A 20,807-nucleotide genomic window follows, 5' to 3' on the forward strand; every position below is an offset into this window, starting at 1 on the left:
TTATCCTCTTTGTTTATCTAACCAGACCATAAGCCCTTTTTGAGCATGTAATCGATTTTCAGCTTCAGAAAAAACTATCTCACTATGCTCTTCTAAAACTTCTTCACTTACCTCTTGACCACGATATGCCGGTAAACAATGAAGAAATTTTGCACCTTTTTTTGCTAAACACATCATAAGACCGTCTACAATGTAACCGTCAAAATCTTTAATACGTTGCTCTTTTTCATCCTCTTGCCCCATAGATGCCCAAGTATCTGTCGTTACAATTGTGGCATCCGTAATAGCCTCTTTTGGATCATTGCTTACTTTAATAACAGCCCCGCTCTCTTTTGCAAGTTCGTAAGCCTCTTTAAGTACATCGCTATCTACCTCATACCCTTTTGGTGTTGCTATACGAAGCTCAAATCCGAGTTTTGCAGCTAACATCAACCAAGAGTGAGTCATATTGTTACCATCTCCCACATATGCAACTACAAGATCTTTTTCCATACCGTATTCAAGTATAGTCATATAATCTGCAAGAAGTTGTACAGGATGGTATGAATCTGTAAGACCGTTTACTACAGGAACCTTAGAGTATTTTGCAAACTCTTCGATCATTGAGTGTTCAAAAGTTCTAATCATAACCATGTCACACATTCTGCTAATAACACGCGCAGTATCTTTAACGGGTTCACCGCGACCTAAGTGGATATCACGGTTTGATAAAAAGAGGGCATGTCCACCGAGTTGGAACATTCCGGTTTCAAAACTTACACGAGTTCTTGTTGAACTTTTCTCAAAAATCATCGCTAAAGTTTTGTTTTCCAGCTCTTTGTTATATATACCGTTTTTCAAATTTTTTTTAATACTAAGACCTAGATCAATAATCTCTAATATCTCTTCTTTACTAAAGTCTTTTAGTGTTAAAAAATGTCTCATTCTCTGTCCTAAATTTTTAAATAAGCATCAATTATACTATTTTTTTAGAAGTTTTGCTACTTCTTTGGCGTGATATGAAATAATTATATCGGCACCTGCACGTTTGAATGCTACCATAGTTTCCATCATCACACGATCATAGTCGATTAAACCTGCCGCTCCGGCATGTTTTAACATTGCATATTCACCGCTTACATTATATACGGCTAACGGTTTTGTTGTGTTGTCTTTAATCTCACGTACAATATCAAGATAAGCAAGAACCGGTTTTACCATTAAAATATCTGCACCTTGTGCCTCATCTTCGATCGATTCAGCGATCGCTTCACGACGGTTTGCAGGATCCATCTGGTAAGAGCTTCTGTCTCCGAAACTCGGTGTAGATTCTGCCACGTCACGGAAAGGTCCATAGTATCCTGAAGCAAATTTCGTTGAGTAACTCATGATTGGAAGGTCTTCATAGCCTGCCTCATCAAGTGCATCTCTAAGTGTTTCAATAATACCGTCCATCATCCCTGAAGGTGCGATCATATCAACACCCGCTTTTGCATGAACAACAGCTTGTTTACCCGAAAGCTCTAAAGTTGCATCATTAACAACCGTTTCTCTCTCTTCATCGATAATTCCACAGTGTCCGTGATCAGTGTATTCACAAAAACAAAGATCAGTTACTACAAACATATCTGGATGTTCAGCTTTGATCGCTTTTACCGCACTTGCAATAATTCCGTGCTCGCATAATGCATCACTTCCAACCGAATCTTTCGTATCGGGGATACCGAATAGTATAATAGAGTAGATCCCTAACTCTTTTAACTCTTCACACTCTTTGACAGCAACATCAATACTCATCTGATACACGCCCGGCATAGATGCTACTTCAGTCTTAATCCCTTCCCCACTTCTTACAAATAATGGATAGATAAAATCATCAACACTCACTTGTGTTTCTCGTACTAATGCACGTAAATGTTTGTTTAAACGTGTTCTACGAAATCTTTGGAACATAGTTTTTAACCTTTTTTGCTATAATTGTGATTATTTTACCATTATAAAGATTAATAAATGAATATAGAGATATCAGAAGTAGCAAATTTACCCTCACGTTTTGGCGACTTTAAAGTCAAAGCATTTAAAGAGGGACATAAAGAACATTTAGTTATCTATTCAAAAAATTTAGATGATATTCCCATCGTACGAGTACACTCGGAATGTTTAACCGGAGATGCGATCGGCAGCCTAAAATGTGACTGTCGCGATCAACTCGAATATGCTTTAGAGATGGCAAATGAAACAGGTGGAATGGTGATTTATCTTCGTCAGGAAGGAAGAAATATTGGGCTTCTTAATAAAGTGAATGCTTACGCTCTGCAAGATCAGGGTTACAATACCATAGAGGCTAATCATCAACTTGGGTTTTCTGCCGATGAAAGAAGCTATGAGATAGTTACATTTATATTAAACCACTTTAATATTGAAAAGATCAAACTTCTTACAAACAACCCTGCTAAAGTCAATTCTATTAGCGGAGTTGAGATTGTTGAGAGGATCCCTATTGTGATGCAATCAAATAAACATAATGAAGGTTATCTCAACGTCAAACGTGATGAGATGGGACACCTCATATAAAGTAAGGTATAGAGATGGTAATAAGTATAGAAGAAGATAATTTAAATAGTGCCATCAACAAACTCAAAGCACGAGAAGATATTCTTCACGAATTTAGTACCCTCTCCGGATTTGGAAGTTGGGCTATAGATTTACAGACTCAGTCTACAGAGTGGTCTGAAAATCTATACAACATCTATCAAATCCCAAAACATACACCTATCAACTTCGAAACCTTTTTAAATATTATCTTACCTGAATATGTCGAAGAAGCTAAAAAGATTATAGCACTGTCTAGAACATCAAGAGAGATTTTCACCTTCCAAGCAAAAGCGAAACGGGGAGATGGAGAGATAATAGACATACTTATCAATGGAAAAACTCTCTTTGATGAAGATGGTACACCTCTAAAGTTTATAGGCTCCACACAAGACATTACAGATATTATAAAACTCCAACAAGAAGCAAAAGAGTTATCGGAACTTGTAGAGCAATCATCCAATGAGATATATATTGTTGATTTTAATACGTTAGAGTATCTTTACGTAAACGAGGGTGTAACAAAAGCACTTGGTTACACTAAAGAAGAGTTGTTACAGATGGGTATTAAAGATGTCAATCCTTATCTCAAAAACTCTGAAATTAAAAATCTAAAACAGTTACTAGAGAATAATGGACATATCCTTAATAAAACTATCCATCAAAGAAAAGACGGTACTTTATACTATGTACAATCATATTTACATATTATAGAGTACAAAAATAAAAAAGCGTATGTTATCTTCGATACCGATATTTCTCAAATAATAGAACTCGAATCAGAGTATAAAAAACAAGCTAAAATCTTAGAAAATATTCACGACTCCGTTATTAGTACAGATAACTGCGGCAATATCATCACATGGAACAAAGGAAGTCAAAGACTTTTTGGTTATGAAGCACCAGAGGTGATCGGACAGAATATCAAAATCATCTATAGTAAAAATAATAAAGTCAGCCTCTCTGAATGTTTTGAAAACATCAATAACGGTAAAAACCTCAATGAAGAGTTTTTGATGATTAAAAAAGATGGTACGGAGATTATATGTGATATATCTCTGAGCGTATCAACCGATACTCATCACAATATAAACGGTTATATAGGATACATACAAGATATCACTAAACAAAAAGAAACCCAAAAGATGCTTGATATCCAGACTGAAAAGCTACGACATCAAGCGCATCATGATATGCTTACAAATCTTCCAAACAGAGTTTTATTTAGAGACAGACTCAATCAAAACATAGCTACTGCAAAAAGATATGACAAAAAATTTGCACTTTTATTTATCGATCTCGATCAGTTTAAAAATATCAACGATTCCCTGGGGCACCATATTGGTGATGAAGTTTTAATTGAAGCTTCAAAACGTTTAAGCAGTGTAATTCGTGAAGAGGATACCCTTGCAAGACTCGGCGGTGATGAATTTACCATTATCCTAAAAGATATAAAAGATGCAAAAAGTGCTACCGTTGTTGCACAAAAAATTATAGATGTTTTAAAAGATCCCATCATTATTCAAGAGCTTGAACTCTACGTCTCTTCAAGTATAGGGATCGCTGTTTATCCCGACGATACTAAAGAGGGGGATAACCTTTTAAAGTATGCAGATGCTGCTATGTATAAAGCAAAAGATGAAGGTCGTAACAACTATCAGTACTATTCATCAGAGATGACCGAATCTGCATTTGAGCGCGTTATTATGGAGCAGAGTCTGCGTGTTGCAATCCAGCAAGAGAACTTCCTTGTATATTATCAACCTCAAATTGATTCAGAAAATAAAAAAGTTGTCGGGATGGAAGCACTTGTAAGATGGGAACATCCCGATGTCGGAATCGTATCACCCGCAAACTTTATCCCTTTAGCTGAAGAAACGGGGATGATCATCCAAATAGACCTTATTGTTCTTAAAAAAGCGATGACACAGTTTAAACAATGGTATGAGCAAGGATTTGTTCCGGGGAAACTCTCTTTGAACTTATCGGCAAGACAGATAGAAAACAGTAATTTTATTGAGATACTTTCAGAGACTATGCAGACATTGGCATTTGATCCAAAATGGCTTACATTAGAGGTAACCGAGAGTCAAATTATGAAAAATCCGGAAGACTCGATTCAAAAGCTCAAAGAGATCAATGCACTTGGAATCGAAATTGCGATTGATGATTTCGGTACGGGGTATTCATCGTTAGCATATCTGAAAAAACTTCCTCTAAATAAACTTAAAATCGATAAAGCCTTTGTAGACGGATTGCCTCATGATGAGGAGGATATTGCAATCTCTAAAGCGATTATTGCACTTGCTAAAATTTTAAATCTAGATCTTATTGCAGAGGGTGTTGAGACAAAAGAGCAACAAGAGTTTATGCTTGAGAATGGATGTAATGTTATTCAGGGATACTATTACTCCAAGCCTATCGACTCAAGTAATATGGAAAAATTTTTACTTGCTAATTAAACTTGCTCTCTTGTAAAGCTGTGATTCTACGAATTGCAGTATCTGCTTCTCTAAAAAGTTCCTCTGTAATTTGTGTGAGCTCTTTATAGTATAGTTTTAATTTATCGTATTCTAAAGCATCCATATTTTTATTTAGAATTTTAGAGAAGAAACCACTCTTTCTTTGTTTTTGATTTTGATAGATCTCGTACACTCTGCTATAATCTTTATGCCATCTTTCATGTGTTCTATCCAAACGCTCAAACAGTTGATGACCTAAGATTTTTTTCATCATATCTTCATTGGCATAAAACCATTGACCGCAAGCACATTCCATTTTGCCAAGTGCCGTTGGTTCTTCTACGCTTTTGCCTTTTATGATACTCTCAATCTTCTCCATCTCTTTTTTATGAATATCTTTTGCAGCCTCCACAGCCTCTAACATCTCTGTCTTTGTCATTCTTATTCTCTTTTGCCTTAAAATTTATAAATTATATACTAATTACAAAAAATTAACAAATAAAGTTATATAATTAAATTAATTTTTTTAAAAGGATTAGTATATGGCACGTCCAACTCCAATAGATAAAGAGAAAGTATTAAATCCAAAGAAATACATTGTTTCAAAAACAGATCCTAAAGGGATCATAGAGTATGGAAACGATTATTTCGTCGAAATTTCCGGCTATACAGAAGCAGAACTCATAGGAAAACCTCACAATATTATCCGCCATCCAGATATGCCAAAAGTTGTTTTTAAAATGATGTGGGACAGAATCAATCGTGCCCAAAACATTATGGCTGTTGTAAAAAATCTTGCAAAAGACGGAAGCTACTATTGGGTTGTGACGGAATTTGAACCTAAAGTTGATCCTATTACAAACGAGATCATCTCCCATACGGCTTTTAGAAAAGCTGCACCAAAAAAAGCGGTTGAAACGATGGAGCCGATCTACCAAAAACTTCTAGAGATCGAGAAAGACGGCGGAGTTGAAGCAAGTGAAAAATATCTTCGCGGCTTTTTGGAAGAAAAAGGTGTAACATATGATGAGTTTATCAATGATCTCGTAGGAAACAAAGGGATTTTTAAAATATTTTTCACAGCTATGAAAAAACTCTTTTCGTAAAAAACACTTTTTTAGATAAAATATCCTTTTTGAAAAGGATGTTTTGTTGAATCTACAATCGAAACTGCAAGAACTACAATTACCGGATAATTTTTTTACTAATGTTCAAAAATACAAAGAACACCTCAATAAATGGAATAAGATCCATAACCTTACAGGTGCAAAGGATGAGCAAACTTTAGATGAGTTTATCTTTGATGCTGTTTACCCTGTAAGCTTTTTACCTAAAGTTAACTCTTTAATGGACATAGGAACAGGTGCAGGATTTCCAGGCATGATCTTAGCCCTTGCCCTTCCTGACACTCAAGTCACTTTAGTAGAACCGCTCGCTAAACGTGCAAGTTTTTTACAATTTATCAAAGCGAATTTAGGACTTGATAATGTAAGAGTTGTGAAAAAAAGAGTAGAAGAGATGGAGAGTGAAGTGTTTGATCTTATCACTTCACGTGCAGTAACCGATACAAAAATGCTTTTAAATTTAAGCAAAAACCATAGAGATTCCCATACAAAACTCTTTTTCTATAAAGGTGAAAAAGTTTTTGATGAAGTGAATGATGTTGTAGAAAATATGCAATATAAAATTATCGAAACACAAAACAGACATTACTTACTTTTAGGAGAACAACTATGATATTGAAAATTTTACTAGTTATCGGTGTAATTGCCGTCGTATACTTTATGTTTATCAAAAAAAAGCCGATTAGTTCTAAGAGTGAAAAGAAAGACACTAAACTACAACCTAACGACATGATCGAATGTGCAAGTTGTGGAGTTTACGTTGAAGTAGATGAGGCAATTCTGAGTAGTGGTAAATATTACTGCTCTCAAGAGTGTGTAGATAAGGACAAATAATGTTACTCTTTGGCCACCGTTTTATAGAAAGTGAGAATTTTTATCATATCTCTGATATAGATGATATTACTCATACGCCACCGTCATCTAAACTATATCTCGCATTTCATGAAGATAACCTAGATATTATCAACTATCTTCAAACAAACAGCATCGTTTTTGCACTCAATGTGCAAAATATAACAGAGATCATTTATGCTTCAGCACTCGGTGCACACTACATTGTAGTGCCGAAAAGTTTGGCAAAAACAGCGCAGAACATTGCCGAAAACTATCTTTTCGATTCAAAAATCCTAGTCCATATAGAGGATGAAGAGGAGATAGAGGAGTTGGCACTGCTAGGTGTTGACGGCGCCCTGTTTGCAGAGGCAATAGTAAAGATAAGCTAATGCCTTTTTTACTCTTTGTCGTAACATCGCTTCTTCTTTTGAGTGGATGTTCCGGCAAGTCACCGCAAACGAAACAATATGCAAATTTAACACCCTATTCCCCTCCCTTACAACAAGAGCTTTCTTATAAACTACACAATAAAACCCCTATAACACTTACGATCTATGAACAATACAAAAAGTGGGTAAATACCCCTTATAAATATGGAGGAACTACCTGTTACGGGATAGACTGTTCCTCGTTAGTACAACAGGTTTACAAAGATGGTTTTGGATTAAATATTCCAAGAGATACGAAACATCAGGCTAAAATTGGAACTTATGTGAAAAAACCTGAAATAAAAGAGGGGGATCTGCTTCTTTTTAAAACCGGCTATAGTTCAAGACACTCTGGAGTTTACCTTGAAGCCGGAAATTTTTTGCACACCTCAACAAAACACGGTGTGACAATATCTAACCTCAATAATCCCTACTGGAGGGAAAAGTATTGGCAGGCAAGACGTATTCTGAATTACTAAACTATTTTTCTCGGTATGTATGATTTTAACGATGTTAAAAGTTCATATGAAATGGTACCTGCAAACTTTGCTATATCTCTGGCATCGCTAAAGATCAGTAACTCCTCCTTATCACTTAAAAAAGAGCTGTTATCCATAGAAATTCTACCTGCAATACTTACATTTTCCGGTGTTTTATAGATGTTTGAACAAGCACGTAAAAAGCCGTCCCCGTAACCAAAGTCGTAATTGCTTACAACCTGTTTTTTTGTACTTTTAAAACTAGCGCCATACCCGACACAATCACCCTCTTTGACTACTCTTGAGGAGTTTTTTTTAGCATAAACACTCAGTACAGGTTTAAGATCCGGTTGCTCCATGCTGGCAGGAAACTCTAAACATCCATATGTTGCGATCCCTATTCTTACCATATCTTCATCAAAATTCTCTTCTCGAAATAGTGCCGCTGAGTTTGCCGAATGAAATGCGAGTGTGTATCCGTACTCCTCTGCCAACTCTTTTGATTTTTCTTTAAACAAGGCGAAGTTCTGCTTTTGAAAAGAGAAGTAATCCCCCTCTTCATCCGCAGAAGAATGGTGTGTAAAAACACCTTTTAGCTCTAAATTATTTTGTTTGATCATTGCAAAACTATTTTCAAGCTCCTCTAATGAAACACCGTTTCTGTTCATGCCGCTGTTTACTTTAAGTTCTACTTTTGTCCCTTCTGGAAACTTACTAATCAGCTTCATGTCATTAACAGTATAGTGAATTTTCTGATCTGCTTTTTGTGGAATTTCGGCAAGTACTAAAATATATTCAAAATAATCATAAATAGCCTCTGCTTCGGCGTGTGATCGAACTACCGCTTTGCTGATTCCGTATTCTTGTGCCATTTTTGCAATTTCACAAAGTCCATGTCCGTATGCATTATCTTTTAAAACAACGGCAACTTTATCTTTGCTTTTAGTTTTATCTGCGATAATGTCAAAATTATAAAAAAGATTGTTTTTATTGAGAGTTATATAAGCCATGGAGAAATTATACTATGTTAATACCAGAATTTGAGAAACAAAGCTTCACTCAAGTTGTTTTTCCTCATAAAAATACAGATTGGAACTGTTGTTTAGAGGATGCTAGAAAAAATTTTGTAAATATCATCAATGCGATCAGAAATTTTCAGCCATGTTTAGTTGTTTGTTATGACATAAAAGAGGTACAAAGCTATTTTAATGACCATACAAATATAAAGTTTGTAGAGTATACGGCAAACGATACATGGGCACGTGACAGCTCAGCACTTGCTGTTGAAAACGACGGTGAGATTAAACTGCTTAATTTCACGTTTAACGCATGGGGCGGTAAGTTTGAGGCAGAACTTGACAATAAAATGTCTCGCGCTATCGCTTCTGTTTATTCGGTCCCGTTAGAAGATGTAGACCTTATTTTAGAAGGTGGCGGTGTTGAAAGCAACGGTGAGGGACTCATCCTTACAACATCGGAGTGTATGCTCAACCCAAATAGAAATAAAGAGTTGACAAAAGAGCAAATGACACAAAAGTTAAAAGAGTGTTTTGGAGCCAAAGAGGTCTTATATCTTAATCACGGTTACCTTGCAGGGGATGATACAGATTCCCATATAGATACGCTTGCACGTTTTATCTCAAAAGACACGGTCATGTATGTAGCGTGTGATGACCCACAAGACGAGCACTACGAAGCATTAAAAATGATGGAGGATGAACTCAAAGAGTTTGTAATTGAACATAAACTAAAACTGATCAAACTTCCTATGAGTTCTGCTGTTTATGATGAAGATGAAAGACTCCCTGCAACTTATGCCAACTTTTTACTTGTAAACGGAGGAGTTTTAGTTCCAACTTACAATGTAAAAGAGGATGCAGAAGCTCTGGAGATCTTTAAATGGGCGTTCCCTGATCGCAAAATAGTTGCTATCGATTGTTCAACACTGATCCGTCAACACGGTTCACTTCACTGTGTCACTATGAACTTCGCTAGTGGAATTACTCTCTTGTAATTCCTCTTGTTCCAATATTGCCATACCACTTATTATCAAATATGTGGCAAGGGCAAAACCTATCGCTATCATTACCGTTCGTTTCAATTTTTCCATTTTTGTCATAATAAAATTGTATCAAATACTCTCTTAACACTTTTGTAACATTATTTGATTAGAATAGGTAAATTTTAGTTTAGAGGGTTATATATGAAGAAAATCATTCCATTATCATTACTTGCCGTATCGTACCTTGTTGCAAACGATCTACAAGTAGATACGATTAACGTTGAATCTACAGTAATTTCAGAAGTTGCAGAGAATGCACAAACTTCAGCTGACGTTGCAAAAGCACTTAGCGATAAAGTACCAAGTATCGATATGAATAGAAGAAGCGGTATCGCTAACGACATCTACATCCGTGGTCAAAAAAGGGATAACATCGTTGTAGAAGTTGACGGCACAAAAGTTTGCGGTGCATGTCCAAACAGAATGGATCCGCCGACATCACACATCGTTGCAAATCAAGTTGACAAGATAACGGTTATTGAAGGTCCTTACGATGTTGAGAGCTTTGGAGTTCTTAGCGGTGGTGTAAAAATCGAAACTAAAAAACCGACAAAAGATCTTAAAGGTTCAATTAACTTAGGTTTTGGTGCATGGAACTACAGAAAATTCGGTGCTACTGTAAGCGGTGGAAATGATTTTATCAGAATGATCGCAACTGTATCGGATGAATCTAGTGATCAGTATAAAGACGGAAACGGTGATACTCTAGCAGAGCAAGTTGATAATTACGGCACATCTACATATTTACCTCAATATCATGACACCCTTGCATACAAGAAAAAAAGTGCAATGGCAAAAGCCTATATCTCCACTTTTGAGAATCAAGAATTACGTCTTAGTGTAACTGCAAACAGAAGTGATAATATCCTTTATCCTAGTTCAAAAATGGATGCAAAATATGATGATTCAAATATTTACAGTGCCGAATACAATATTGACTCAATTAATGACAACTTTACAAATCTAAATCTTCAATATTATCATTCAGATGTTGACCACCCAATGGATACAAGATTCAGAACAACAACACCTATGTATATGACGAATCACTTAAAAACAAATATGGATGGTCTTAAACTTAAAAATACATTTGATATTACTGGACATGAGTTACTCTTAGGTCTCGATACTAGCAAAAGAACTTGGGAAGGTGAATACTACAGAACAAGTACTATAACAGGTGTAGACACTCCTCATACTTATCCTGTTTCTATTCCTAAAACAGAAACAGAAAATGCTGCTATCTTTGCAAAACTAAAAAAAGCATATGGAGACTTCAATGTTGAATTAGGTGCTAGATACGATAATACAAAAATAACAAATAATGGTGGTTATACTAATAATGACTACTCAGGTTTTAATGCTAATGTAATAACAACTTATAATATCAATAAAGAAAATAAGATTTTTGCCGGTTTTGGACAAGCTTACCGTGTTCCTGATGCAAGAGAACTCTACTTCATTTCATCAATGACTGGTAACTTAGTAGGATCAGAAACTCTGGAGCAAACAAAAAATCAAGAGGTAGATTTAGGTTATGAAACAGATAATCAATACTTCAAACTAAAAGCGAAAGCATTTTATTCTATGCTAGATAATTATATTTATTATCAAAAACAAATTAATGGTACAGCAATAATGATGAATAACTTTAAAAACATTAATGCATCAATTTATGGTGCAGAGTTAAGTGCATCAATATATGCTACTGATGATATCACAATCGATATGGGTGCTTCATATAAGGTTGGTAAAAAAGACGAAGCTTTAATAGGACAAACAGATACTGATCTTGCAGATATTGCTCCTTTACGCGGGAATATAGCAGTAAACTATGAGTATATAAACAATTCTATGGCAACTTTAGAAGTTCAAGCAAGTGATAGATGGGATAAAATAGATAGTGATAACGGTGAGCAAGAAATCGCTGGCTGGGCAGTTGTTAATGCGAAAGTAAAACATGCAGTAAATAAAAAGTTCGATCTTACAATCGGTCTTAACAATATCTTTGATGTAACATATGCTGTAAACAATACTTACGCAGACTTAACTCTTTTAACAGGTGGGGCAACTGATATAATGATTCTAAACGAACCGGGTCGTTACTTCTATACAAACTTAGACTTCAAATTCTAAACCCTCTTTAAGCCCGTAAAATACGGGCTTAAAATATGACTTAAAAAATTAACCCCTTTTTTATATCAAACAAGCTAAAATCCTTTTTATGATAGAAAGATACCCAACGAAAAAAATATATGTCGGAGATGTCGCTGTAGGTGGAGATGCACCTATATCTGTGCAATCTATGACATACTCAGATACACACAATGTTGCAGCAACTGTTGAGCAGATCAATCGTCTTCACTTTGCCGGATGTGACATTGTTCGTGTAGCCGTTCCCGATATGGAAGATGCACTGGCATTAAAAAGCATCAAAGAGCAGATCTCTCTTCCCCTTGTTGCAGATATACACTTTAACCATAAACTAGCACTCATTGCAGCTGAGTCAGTTGACTGTATACGTATCAATCCGGGTAATATCGGTTCTAAAGAGAAAGTTGCCGAAGTTGTAAAAGCATGCCAAGAGCGTAACCTTCCGATCCGAATCGGTGTCAATGCAGGAAGCCTAGAGAAAGAGTTCGATAACAAGTATGGTCAAACAGCCGAAGCGATGGTAGCAAGTGCCGAGTACAACATCAAATACCTAGAAGATTTAGGTTTTACAGATATCAAGATCTCTCTTAAAGCAAGTGATGTACAAAGAACGGTTGATGCCTACAGAATGCTTCGTCCTAAAAACAACTATCCTTTCCATTTAGGTGTAACAGAAGCCGGAACACTTTTTCATGCAACTGTAAAAAGTTCGATCGGTCTTGGAGCACTATTACTTGACGGTATCGGTGATACACTAAGAGTATCTATTACGGGTGAGCTTGAAGAGGAGATCAATGTCGGACGTGCAATCCTTAAAGACAGTGGTGCATTACCCGATGGACTGAACATTATTTCATGTCCAACTTGCGGTCGTATAGAAGCAGATCTTGTAAGTGCCGTAAGCGAGATCGAAAAAAGAACCGCGCACATAAAAACGCCGCTCAATGTAAGTGTAATGGGATGTGTAGTAAATGCGATCGGAGAAGCGGCTCATGCCGATGTTGCGATTGCGTACGGAAAAGGAAAAGGTCTAGTTATGGTTAAAGGTGAGGTTGTTGCAAACCTCGATGAAAAAGAGCTCGTTGACAAGTTTGTCGATGAAATTGAAAAAATGGCAGGTCAGGAGTAATATGCAAGACAACCTTTATAACTTAGCTTTTGAACGTAGTATCTTAAGCTCGATCGTTTTTGAACCTTCACAGTTTGATGATCTAAGTGTGATGCTAAAAGTGGATGATTTTTATCTCCCCGCACACCAAGATATCTTTAAAGCGATTATGACGCTCTTTCAAAACGACTTACCGATCGATGAGGAGTTTATAAAAAAAGAGCTCAACAAAATGAAAAAGTTTGATGAGCAGGTACTTTTAGAGATTCTTGCAGCAAACCCTATCTCAAACACTAAAGCGTATGTAGATGAAGTAAAAGACAAATCTTTAAAACGCCATCTCTTAACACTTACAACAGAGATTAAACGTGTAACAGTTGAAGAGGAGTTACCCTCAGCCGATGTTGTAGATATTGTAGAAAAAAAGCTCTACGAGATCACTCAGGACAACCAAACAAGTGACTTCCTTGATTCTCCTACGATGACATTTCAAACGATGGAATATATCAAAGAGATGAAAGCCCGCGGTAACTCTGTACTTGTCGGGGTAGATACAGGCTTTCAAGATCTTAATAAAATGACAACAGGTTTTGGTAAAGGGGACCTTGTTATCGTTGCAGCCCGTCCGGCGATGGGGAAAACATCATTTATTTTAAATACAGTTCACAATCTTATCATGCAGGATAAGGGTGTGGCATTTTTCTCATTAGAGATGCCGGCTGAACAGTTAATGCTTAGAATGCTTTCTATTCAAACTTCGATCCCACTGCAAAAACTGCGTGTCGGTGATATGAGTGATGAGCAATGGAGTCAGCTAAACGGTGCAATTGATCAAATGAACAATGCTAAGCTTTTTGTAGATGATACGGGTAGTGTAAACATTAATCAACTTCGTTCCAAACTGAGAAAGTTAAAAGCACAACATCCGGAAATCGAAATGGCCGTAATTGACTACCTACAGATTATGCAGGGGATCGGGAATCAAGACAGACACCTGCAAGTTTCTGATATCTCACGTGGTCTAAAAATGCTTGCCCGTGAACTTGGGATTCCGATTGTAGCACTTTCACAGCTCAACCGTGGACTTGAAAGCAGAAACGACAAACGTCCTATGCTGAGCGATATTCGTGAGTCTGGTTCAATTGAGCAGGATGCCGATATTATCCTCTTTGTATATCGTGATGATGTTTACCTGTACAAGGAAGAAAAAGAGCGTGAAAAAGCTGCCAAAGCGGAGGGGAAAGAGTTTACTCCAACCTATGTTGAAAAAGAGGAAGAGGATGCTGAGATCATCATCGGAAAACAAAGAAATGGTCCAACCGGGCATGTAAAACTTGTATTTCAGAAAAAGCTTACACGCTTTGTCGATGCCCCTACTTTCTCTCAGGCTACAGAGTTTGTCTATGAGAATGTCGATACAAAATCGGCTCAAATGGATATCGGCGGAGCTGACAAAATAGAGATGCCGACACTCTAAGATTATGATAGAAAAAGTCGAGCTGCTTCAAACAAAAAAGGAGTGGCTCTCTCTTTTTCTTCTCTTTTTTTTACTTCTAACTCTTAATCTCTCTTACGAATACTACAAATACAAACAACTTATAAAATTTGACTCAGCCCTTGTAGAGGCTACTGTTTTAAAACAATACGATAAAACAAAACTGACAAAGACCGGAAAGACTAAACATTACCAAGTGTTAAAGCTCAAAGCTTCCGAGGGGTATACCTTCTATACTGTTGCAAAAAAAGAGCTTCCTGACATCAGCTCTAAAAAGATACGCCTTGAGATCTTTACCGGTGAGATTGGAAATATTAGTTTTACAGAGTATATCAAAGGATTTTTTGCTTTTAGTAAAATTTTAAATATTGACGACTCCACTACAACAAAAGAGAAACTTTCACGCTTTATAGAAAAGCAACACCAAAGTCCTGAGATTACAGCACTCTACAAAGCGCTCTATCTTGCAAAATCATTACCGTCAGAGCTCCAGACAACATTTTCCACTTTAGGGTTATCTCACCTTATTGCAATTAGCGGTTTTCATCTAGGGGTACTCTCAGCCCTGCTCTATTTCCTTCTCAAATACCCCTATAGAGTTTTTCATAATAACTACTTTCCCTACAGAAGTTATAAAATAGACAGTTTCTTCATTATTGCGACTGCTTTGCTGCTCTATACACTCTTTTTAGAATCACCACCCTCATTGCTTCGTGCTTTTGTAATGTTAGTGATAGGATTTTTTCTATACGATCGGGGAATTAAGATTATCTCTATGCAGACACTGCTCTTTACCGTATTGTTAATTTTGGCATTTTTTCCACGCCTTTTTTTTAATATTGGTCTATGGTTGAGTGTAGCGGGAGTATTTTATATATTTCTGTTTCTTATCTACTTTCAAAAACTAGGCAAGGTGTATCAGTTTTTACTGCTACCTCTCTTTGTCTACCTGATGATGCTTCCTTACTCTCTAAGCTTCTTTGGGAACTTCTCGTACATACATCCCCTCTCAATCATCCATACGACACTCTTTACACTTTTCTATCCGTTTTCATTAGTGTTGCATATAGTTGGATTGGGAAGTCTATTTGATCCACTTTTAGTAATGCTATTAAAGAGTGCAGATTTTGGAACTGTTGTAATTCTTGATCAGAAAATATTATGGCTGTTTATCGGTGTATCACTCGGCAGTATCTACAACAGAGTTCTGTTTTACATTCTCAATATCTTTGCTTTGTCTATTTTTATATATGCTGTCTATAATGTGACATAATTTCAGACCGTATAAGAAGATGATCCAAGAGACATAGATCCATAGAAACAGAAACATAACGATTGCGAAAGAACCGTACATCGTAGCGTATGATTTATTTAAAAATACATAATAGATAAAACCGTTTTTACTGATGCTAAATATCACTGATACGATCAATGAGCTGATCGCTGAAGCACGAGGGTTTATCTTTGCGTTTGGTCCTATTTGAAAGATTAAAAAGAATACTCCCCATATAATTATGTATGGAATAAGCGGAAGAATATTAAACCCGGATGTCAGCTCATTTGAAGCCATAAGAGCAGCAATCTTACCCGTAATGTAAAACGACACCCCAAGTCCGATAGGTGTGAGTGTCATCATAGTCCAGTAGGTAGTTATAGACTCCCATAATCCTCTGGGTTTTGCATGAAAGATCTTATTTGCGATATATTCGAAGTTTTTGAAAAAGAGCAGAGATGCCACTAAAACGGCAGCTAAACTCATAATCCCCATCTTTGCAGAGTTTGCTAAAAACCCGTCTATTTTACTTATTATCACCTCTGATTGTACAGGCATAAGGTTTGAGAATATAAACCCTTTAATACTTTCGTAGTACTCTTGAAAACTCGGTAATGATGTAAGCAATGACATCATGATGATAAGTAAAGGGATGATCGTAAAAATAGTATAAAAACTAAGTGATGCAGCAAAAAGAGTGAGCTCTTTATCTACAAACGATAAAACAAAAAGTCTTACCTGCTTGTAAAGTTCAGAAGCTCGGAAGTTCATTTTAGTTAAGTCCCATCTTCGCAGGATTTAAAATGTTGTTTGGGTCAAACGCTTGTTTGATCGACTTAAAGAGTGCCATCTCTTCAGGTGTAAATGCCATAGACATATACGGTGCTTTTGCAAGCCCGATTCCATGCTCACCAGAAAGTGTCCCGCCAAGATCAACCGTTGCCTGGAAAACCTCTTCGATCGCTTGGTATGCGATCTTCACTTGTTCAGGATCGCTACCGTCAACCATAACGTTTGTATGTACATTTCCATCACCTGTATGGCCAAAACACGGAATATTTACATTGTACTTTTCTGCAATCGCATAAAACTTCTCTAGAAGTTCAGGAAGAACCGCACGAGGGACCGTTACATCTTCGTTGAGTTTTTTACTTCCGTACACACTTAGTGACGGAGAAGCATTACGGCGAGCAAACCAAAGGTCAGCTGCTTCTTTAGCATCTTTTGCTATTTTAAACTCGCTACAACCGTTCTCTTTGAAAACTTTCTCGATCTGCTCTAACTGGAAGTTTAGATCATCTTCTAAGTTGCCGTCAACGTCCGTTACAAGTAAAGCTCCCGCATCTACCGGAAGACCTTTATGAAATGTCTGCTCAACTGCACGGATAGTTAAGTTATCTAAAAATTCCATCGCAACAGGCGTTACACCGCTTGCCATAGTTTTATAAACCGCATTCATAGCTTCCGTTACACTAGGGAAGATACCCATTGCAGTTTTTGTCATTTTCGGTTTTGGAATAAGTTTAAGCGTAATCTCCGTAAGAACCGCCAGAGTTCCTTCACTTGCGATTAAAATACCGCTGATGTTATACCCTGCAACATCTTTAATCGTTCTTTTTCCCGCTTTAATGATGTCACCGTTTGGAAGAACCGCACGAGTAGCCATTACGTAATCTTTTGTGATCCCGTATTTCGCAGCTCTCATACCGCCTGCATTTTCACTTACATTCCCACCAATAGTTGAGTAGTCTTGGCTTGCCGGATCCGGCGGATAAAAAAGACCTACCTCCTCTACCGCTTTTTGCAAGTCCATATTTACAACACCCGGCTGAACGATCGCTACCATGTTTTTCATATCGATCTCTAAGATCTTGTTCATATGTTTTTCCATAGCCAATACGATTCCGCCGCTACTAGGTAGTGCACCGCCTGTAAAACCGCTTCCAGCTCCACGAGGTACGATCACTATTCTTTGCTCGTTACAATATTTTAAAATATCACTAACATCTTGCTCATTGCGCGGAAAGATAACTGCATCAGGTTCAAAATGCTCACGAGTTGCATCGTAAGAGTAGGCAATAAGGTGTGCCTTGTCACTATAAATATTATCATCACCAACTATTTTTGTAAAATGTTGTATATGTTTTGTATCTAACATCTATTCTCCAATCTTAAATTGTTCAACTAAAGAGTTTACCTCTTCATTTTTACTATTTTTTACTGTCTCATATAAAGTTTTGTTTGTATTGTTGTTTTTCACTAAAAGTTCATAATAATGAGGTTCGTAACTTTCCATCTCATCACTACCCTCTCCAAACCATGAATCTTCTATCGTCTCTACTCTTGAGTAGAAAGGTAGTTGCACTTTGTCTTGTGTAAGCGCGGCATCACTCACATATAAAATTTTAAAACTTTTACTGTCTACAGTGTAAAGCTTTTGCTCTAAATAGATAAATACCAATCCCGCACTTGAAGCTGTAGCAATATCGCTAAAATCTTCTTGCAATGGTGTTGGATGTCCATGCATTGATAAAAGAGTTGCAAAAATATCAGGATGAACCCACTGAGTATTTACAGACTTTGAGATCTGATAATATATCTCTTCGCTCGGTGCGATTAAGAGTGAGCGTGTATATCCAAAAGCGAGTTCTACACTGTCACCTACTTCAACTTTCCATTTCCCCTTCGGTAGAGCATTGTTTTTTAAAAGATCAAACTCTTTCATCTCTACAACTGCTGTTTTTGTTTGAGGATCAAAACTTTTTACAACACAACTTTTTAAGATACTGCTATGTTCTGGAGTAAGATGATGCACAACATAACCGCTTACACCTACATCAACCTTATCTATATTTATCGTTGCAGTCCCTTGTTCTGAGTCAAGATTTACAATCTTTGAACTTAATAAACCTGCAAATAGGTTCAGCTGTATTAAAAACGCTAAAAAAATATATCTCATTGAACTTCTCTTTTGTAATATATTTGAGATTATATCAAATAAACCTCAGACTAAGCCAAAATTTGCTAATCTCTCACAATTATTTATTATAGGTTTATATTTAATGATACGATTTTTCATACTACTTTTTATTACACTCTTTTTCTCGAGTACACTGCTCGCTTCCCACGTGGAACGATACAGATGGCAAAATGGAGAAACTTATTTAGTCTTTTTAGAGAAGTTAAACTTGCCTGTCAGACAACTCTACTACAATTTAGATAAAGATGATCAACGTCTTACGGAAGAGATGAGAGCAGGTGTTCATTATCAGATTCTAAAAGATACTCAAAACAATATTTTGCAAATCTTACTTCCACTCAATGACGAGCTTCAGATCCATATTTATAAAAACGGTGACGGGTATGCATTTGAAGCGATTCCTATCATCAGTACAACTAAAAAAGAGGTTTTATATACACAGATAAACTCCTCACCTAACTATGCAATTCTGAAAAAAACGGGAAGCCGAAAACTTGCAGGTGTTTTTGTTGCTGCATTTAAACACTCCCTTAACTTTAAAAATGACATTCGTAAAGGGGATGAGCTTGTGATGCTTTACTCTCAGAAGTATCGTCTGGGACAACCTTTTTCTATGCCGACACTTGAATCAGCCATGATCGAAATGGGTTCAAAAAAGCACTACATCTATCTTAATGATGACGATAGATATTACGATGAAAAAGCACATGAGGTTGAAGGCTTTTTACTTGCACGACCTGTTAGAGCCAGAATATCCTCTTACTTTACAAAAAGAAGATACCACCCTGTACTGCATAAATGGAAAGCACACCTTGGAGTTGATTACGCAGCGCGTCGCGGGACACCTATTGTTGCAGCAGGAAGCGGTACAATTATCTATGCAGCCCGCATGGGTAGCTACGGTAACTTGATAAAAATTCGTCACAGTGACGGATATGAGACACGTTATGCCCACCTCAAATCATTCCGCCGAGGGATCTATAGAGGTAAATATGTTAAAAAAGGGCAAACTATCGGTTATGTAGGTTCAACGGGACGATCAACTGGTCCACACCTCCATTTTGAACTACGTAAGCGCGGTGTTGCGATCAATCCGCTAAGAGTTGTTCAAGTAACTACGAAAAAACTCGCAGGAAAAGAGAAAACAGCGTTCTTGCAACTTAAAAACAACTTTGATGAACGTATAGCTTTACATCTAAATAACAAAACCGAGTATACAAAACCATCACGCTTTGAAGATATGTGTTATATCTATATGATGGATGATCAAAATGGATAAAATAACCTGTGTAAAAGCGCTTGAAGAACCACAATATATACAGCCTATAGAGATCCACTACACACAAAATGAGCAAAAGAAAAAATGGGAGGCTATCATCTCTCATGATTCTGTGGCAATTTTATTGTGGCACAAAGAAAAAGATGCTTTTATCATAGTAAAACAACTTCGTCCCCCTGTTTTTAACCTCCATAAAGATGGCTATATGCATGAGCTATGCGCTGGAATAGTCGACAAAGAAACATCACTTATACAAATTGCAAAAGAGGAAGTTCAAGAGGAGTGCGGTTATGATATTCCTACCGACAACTTGCACTATATTACAAGCTTTTTTACCTCTGTAGGCATCTCAGGAGCAAAACAAACACTCTATTACGGAGAAATCGATGAGAGTATGAGAGTTCATGACGGCGGCGGTATCCATGAGGAAGAGATCGAGGTTATAGAACTAAAAACAGATGAAGCCAAAAAGTTTATGTTTGATGAGAGTTTTCAAAAAACTCCGGGGATGATGATGGCTTTTTATTGGTTTTTTGAAAATATAAAAAACTAAAAAGA

The 20,807-nt window shown here is 36.8% G+C and carries 21 protein-coding genes; 14 read left to right on the forward strand and 7 right to left on the reverse strand.

Going from position 1 to position 20,807, the window contains the following annotated elements; all coding sequences use genetic code 11:
- Together argF and hemB are read right to left on the reverse strand one after the other, a co-directional pair.
- Positions 1–924 carry an ornithine carbamoyltransferase gene (gene argF / locus QWY88_RS04745; RefSeq protein ID WP_304544652.1) on the reverse strand — a complete coding sequence of 308 codons (924 nt, stop codon included), beginning with the start codon at positions 922–924 and terminating at the stop codon, positions 1–3.
- Between the two features lie 36 nt (positions 925–960).
- Positions 961–1,932, reverse strand: coding sequence for a porphobilinogen synthase (hemB, locus tag QWY88_RS04750; RefSeq protein ID WP_304544654.1), 972 nt, complete (start codon positions 1,930–1,932; stop codon positions 961–963).
- A 57-nt stretch (positions 1,933–1,989) separates the two neighbouring features.
- Between hemB and ribA the strand changes: the two genes are divergently transcribed.
- Together ribA and QWY88_RS04760 are read left to right on the forward strand one after the other, a co-directional pair.
- Entirely contained in the window at positions 1,990–2,553 is a 564-nt protein-coding gene (ribA, locus tag QWY88_RS04755; protein WP_304544656.1) for a GTP cyclohydrolase II, read from the forward strand.
- 14 nt (positions 2,554–2,567) lie between these two features.
- On the forward strand, positions 2,568–5,033 hold the full coding sequence (locus QWY88_RS04760) for an EAL domain-containing protein (protein WP_304544658.1): 2,466 nt from the start codon (positions 2,568–2,570) through the stop codon (positions 5,031–5,033).
- Here QWY88_RS04760 and QWY88_RS04765 read toward each other — a convergent pair.
- Positions 5,026–5,472, reverse strand: a complete 447-nt coding sequence (locus QWY88_RS04765) for a CZB domain-containing protein (protein ID WP_304544660.1) — start codon at positions 5,470–5,472, stop codon at positions 5,026–5,028. The genes QWY88_RS04760 and QWY88_RS04765 overlap by 8 nt on opposite strands.
- Positions 5,473–5,575: 103 nt before the next feature.
- Here QWY88_RS04765 and QWY88_RS04770 point away from each other — a divergent pair, with 103 nt between their 5' ends.
- From QWY88_RS04770 to QWY88_RS04790, 5 genes are read left to right on the forward strand one after another with little or no spacing between them, the layout of a single operon-like run.
- Positions 5,576–6,139 (forward strand): PAS domain-containing protein, encoded by a 564-nt coding sequence (locus tag QWY88_RS04770; RefSeq protein WP_304544662.1) that lies wholly within the window; start codon positions 5,576–5,578, stop codon positions 6,137–6,139.
- Positions 6,140–6,185: 46 nt separating this feature from the next.
- A complete protein-coding gene (gene rsmG, locus QWY88_RS04775) occupies positions 6,186–6,770 on the forward strand; it encodes a 16S rRNA (guanine(527)-N(7))-methyltransferase RsmG (RefSeq protein ID WP_304544664.1) in 585 nt (194 codons plus the stop codon).
- Positions 6,767–6,991 carry a PP0621 family protein gene (locus QWY88_RS04780; protein WP_304544666.1) on the forward strand — a complete coding sequence of 75 codons (225 nt, stop codon included), beginning with the start codon at positions 6,767–6,769 and terminating at the stop codon, positions 6,989–6,991. Before rsmG ends, QWY88_RS04780 begins: the two co-directional genes overlap by 4 nt.
- Positions 6,991–7,380, forward strand: a complete 390-nt coding sequence (locus QWY88_RS04785) for a hypothetical protein (RefSeq protein WP_304544668.1) — start codon at positions 6,991–6,993, stop codon at positions 7,378–7,380. Before QWY88_RS04780 ends, QWY88_RS04785 begins: the two co-directional genes overlap by 1 nt.
- A complete protein-coding gene (locus QWY88_RS04790) occupies positions 7,380–7,898 on the forward strand; it encodes a C40 family peptidase (RefSeq protein WP_304544670.1) in 519 nt (172 codons plus the stop codon). The genes QWY88_RS04785 and QWY88_RS04790 overlap by 1 nt, the downstream gene beginning before the upstream one ends.
- Here the strand turns inward: QWY88_RS04790 and QWY88_RS04795 are convergent.
- Positions 7,895–8,908 (reverse strand): alanine racemase, encoded by a 1,014-nt coding sequence (locus QWY88_RS04795; protein WP_304544671.1) that lies wholly within the window; start codon positions 8,906–8,908, stop codon positions 7,895–7,897. The genes QWY88_RS04790 and QWY88_RS04795 overlap by 4 nt on opposite strands.
- A 14-nt stretch (positions 8,909–8,922) precedes the next feature.
- Between QWY88_RS04795 and QWY88_RS04800 the strand changes: the two genes are divergently transcribed.
- The 5 genes from QWY88_RS04800 (at position 8,923) to QWY88_RS04820 (ending at position 15,990) form a co-directional block, all read left to right on the forward strand.
- The gene (locus tag QWY88_RS04800; protein ID WP_304544672.1) at positions 8,923–9,912 is read left to right on the forward strand and encodes an agmatine deiminase family protein; all 990 of its coding nucleotides are present in this window, start codon (positions 8,923–8,925) and stop codon (positions 9,910–9,912) included.
- Positions 9,913–10,101: 189 nt separating this feature from the next.
- Positions 10,102–12,096, forward strand: a complete 1,995-nt coding sequence (locus tag QWY88_RS04805) for a TonB-dependent receptor domain-containing protein (protein ID WP_304544673.1) — start codon at positions 10,102–10,104, stop codon at positions 12,094–12,096.
- Positions 12,097–12,184: 88 nt separating this feature from the next.
- Positions 12,185–13,243, forward strand: coding sequence for a flavodoxin-dependent (E)-4-hydroxy-3-methylbut-2-enyl-diphosphate synthase (gene ispG / locus QWY88_RS04810; protein WP_304544674.1), 1,059 nt, complete (start codon positions 12,185–12,187; stop codon positions 13,241–13,243).
- A 1-nt stretch (position 13,244) separates the two neighbouring features.
- Positions 13,245–14,699, forward strand: a complete 1,455-nt coding sequence (locus QWY88_RS04815) for a replicative DNA helicase (protein ID WP_304544676.1) — start codon at positions 13,245–13,247, stop codon at positions 14,697–14,699.
- A 4-nt stretch (positions 14,700–14,703) separates the two neighbouring features.
- A complete protein-coding gene (locus QWY88_RS04820; protein WP_304544678.1) occupies positions 14,704–15,990 on the forward strand; it encodes a ComEC/Rec2 family competence protein in 1,287 nt (428 codons plus the stop codon).
- On the opposite strand, the gene QWY88_RS04825 is transcribed toward QWY88_RS04820, so the two are convergent.
- The 3 genes from QWY88_RS04825 to QWY88_RS04835 are packed head-to-tail and all read right to left on the reverse strand — an operon-like array spanning position 15,898 to position 18,949.
- A complete protein-coding gene (locus QWY88_RS04825; RefSeq protein WP_304544680.1) occupies positions 15,898–16,761 on the reverse strand; it encodes a YihY family inner membrane protein in 864 nt (287 codons plus the stop codon). The two genes, QWY88_RS04820 and QWY88_RS04825, sit on opposite strands and share 93 nt — an antisense overlap.
- A 1-nt stretch (position 16,762) precedes the next feature.
- Positions 16,763–18,148, reverse strand: a complete 1,386-nt coding sequence (locus tag QWY88_RS04830) for an FAD-linked oxidase C-terminal domain-containing protein (RefSeq protein WP_304544682.1) — start codon at positions 18,146–18,148, stop codon at positions 16,763–16,765.
- Positions 18,149–18,949, reverse strand: a complete 801-nt coding sequence (locus QWY88_RS04835; RefSeq protein WP_304544684.1) for a plasminogen-binding N-terminal domain-containing protein — start codon at positions 18,947–18,949, stop codon at positions 18,149–18,151.
- Between the two features lie 169 nt (positions 18,950–19,118).
- Between QWY88_RS04835 and QWY88_RS04840 the strand changes: the two genes are divergently transcribed.
- Positions 19,119–20,249: a peptidoglycan DD-metalloendopeptidase family protein gene (locus QWY88_RS04840; protein ID WP_304544686.1), complete on the forward strand. Its 1,131-nt coding sequence runs from the start codon at positions 19,119–19,121 to the stop codon at positions 20,247–20,249.
- Complete coding sequence (locus QWY88_RS04845) at positions 20,242–20,802, forward strand: NUDIX hydrolase (RefSeq protein WP_304544688.1); 561 nt, start codon at positions 20,242–20,244, stop codon at positions 20,800–20,802. The genes QWY88_RS04840 and QWY88_RS04845 overlap by 8 nt, the downstream gene beginning before the upstream one ends.
- Positions 20,803–20,807 lie beyond the last annotated feature (5 nt).

The sequence above is a fragment of the Sulfurimonas sp. hsl 1-7 genome (assembly GCF_030577135.1).
GTDB classification, from domain to species: Bacteria; Campylobacterota; Campylobacteria; order Campylobacterales; family Sulfurimonadaceae; genus Sulfurimonas; species Sulfurimonas microaerophilus.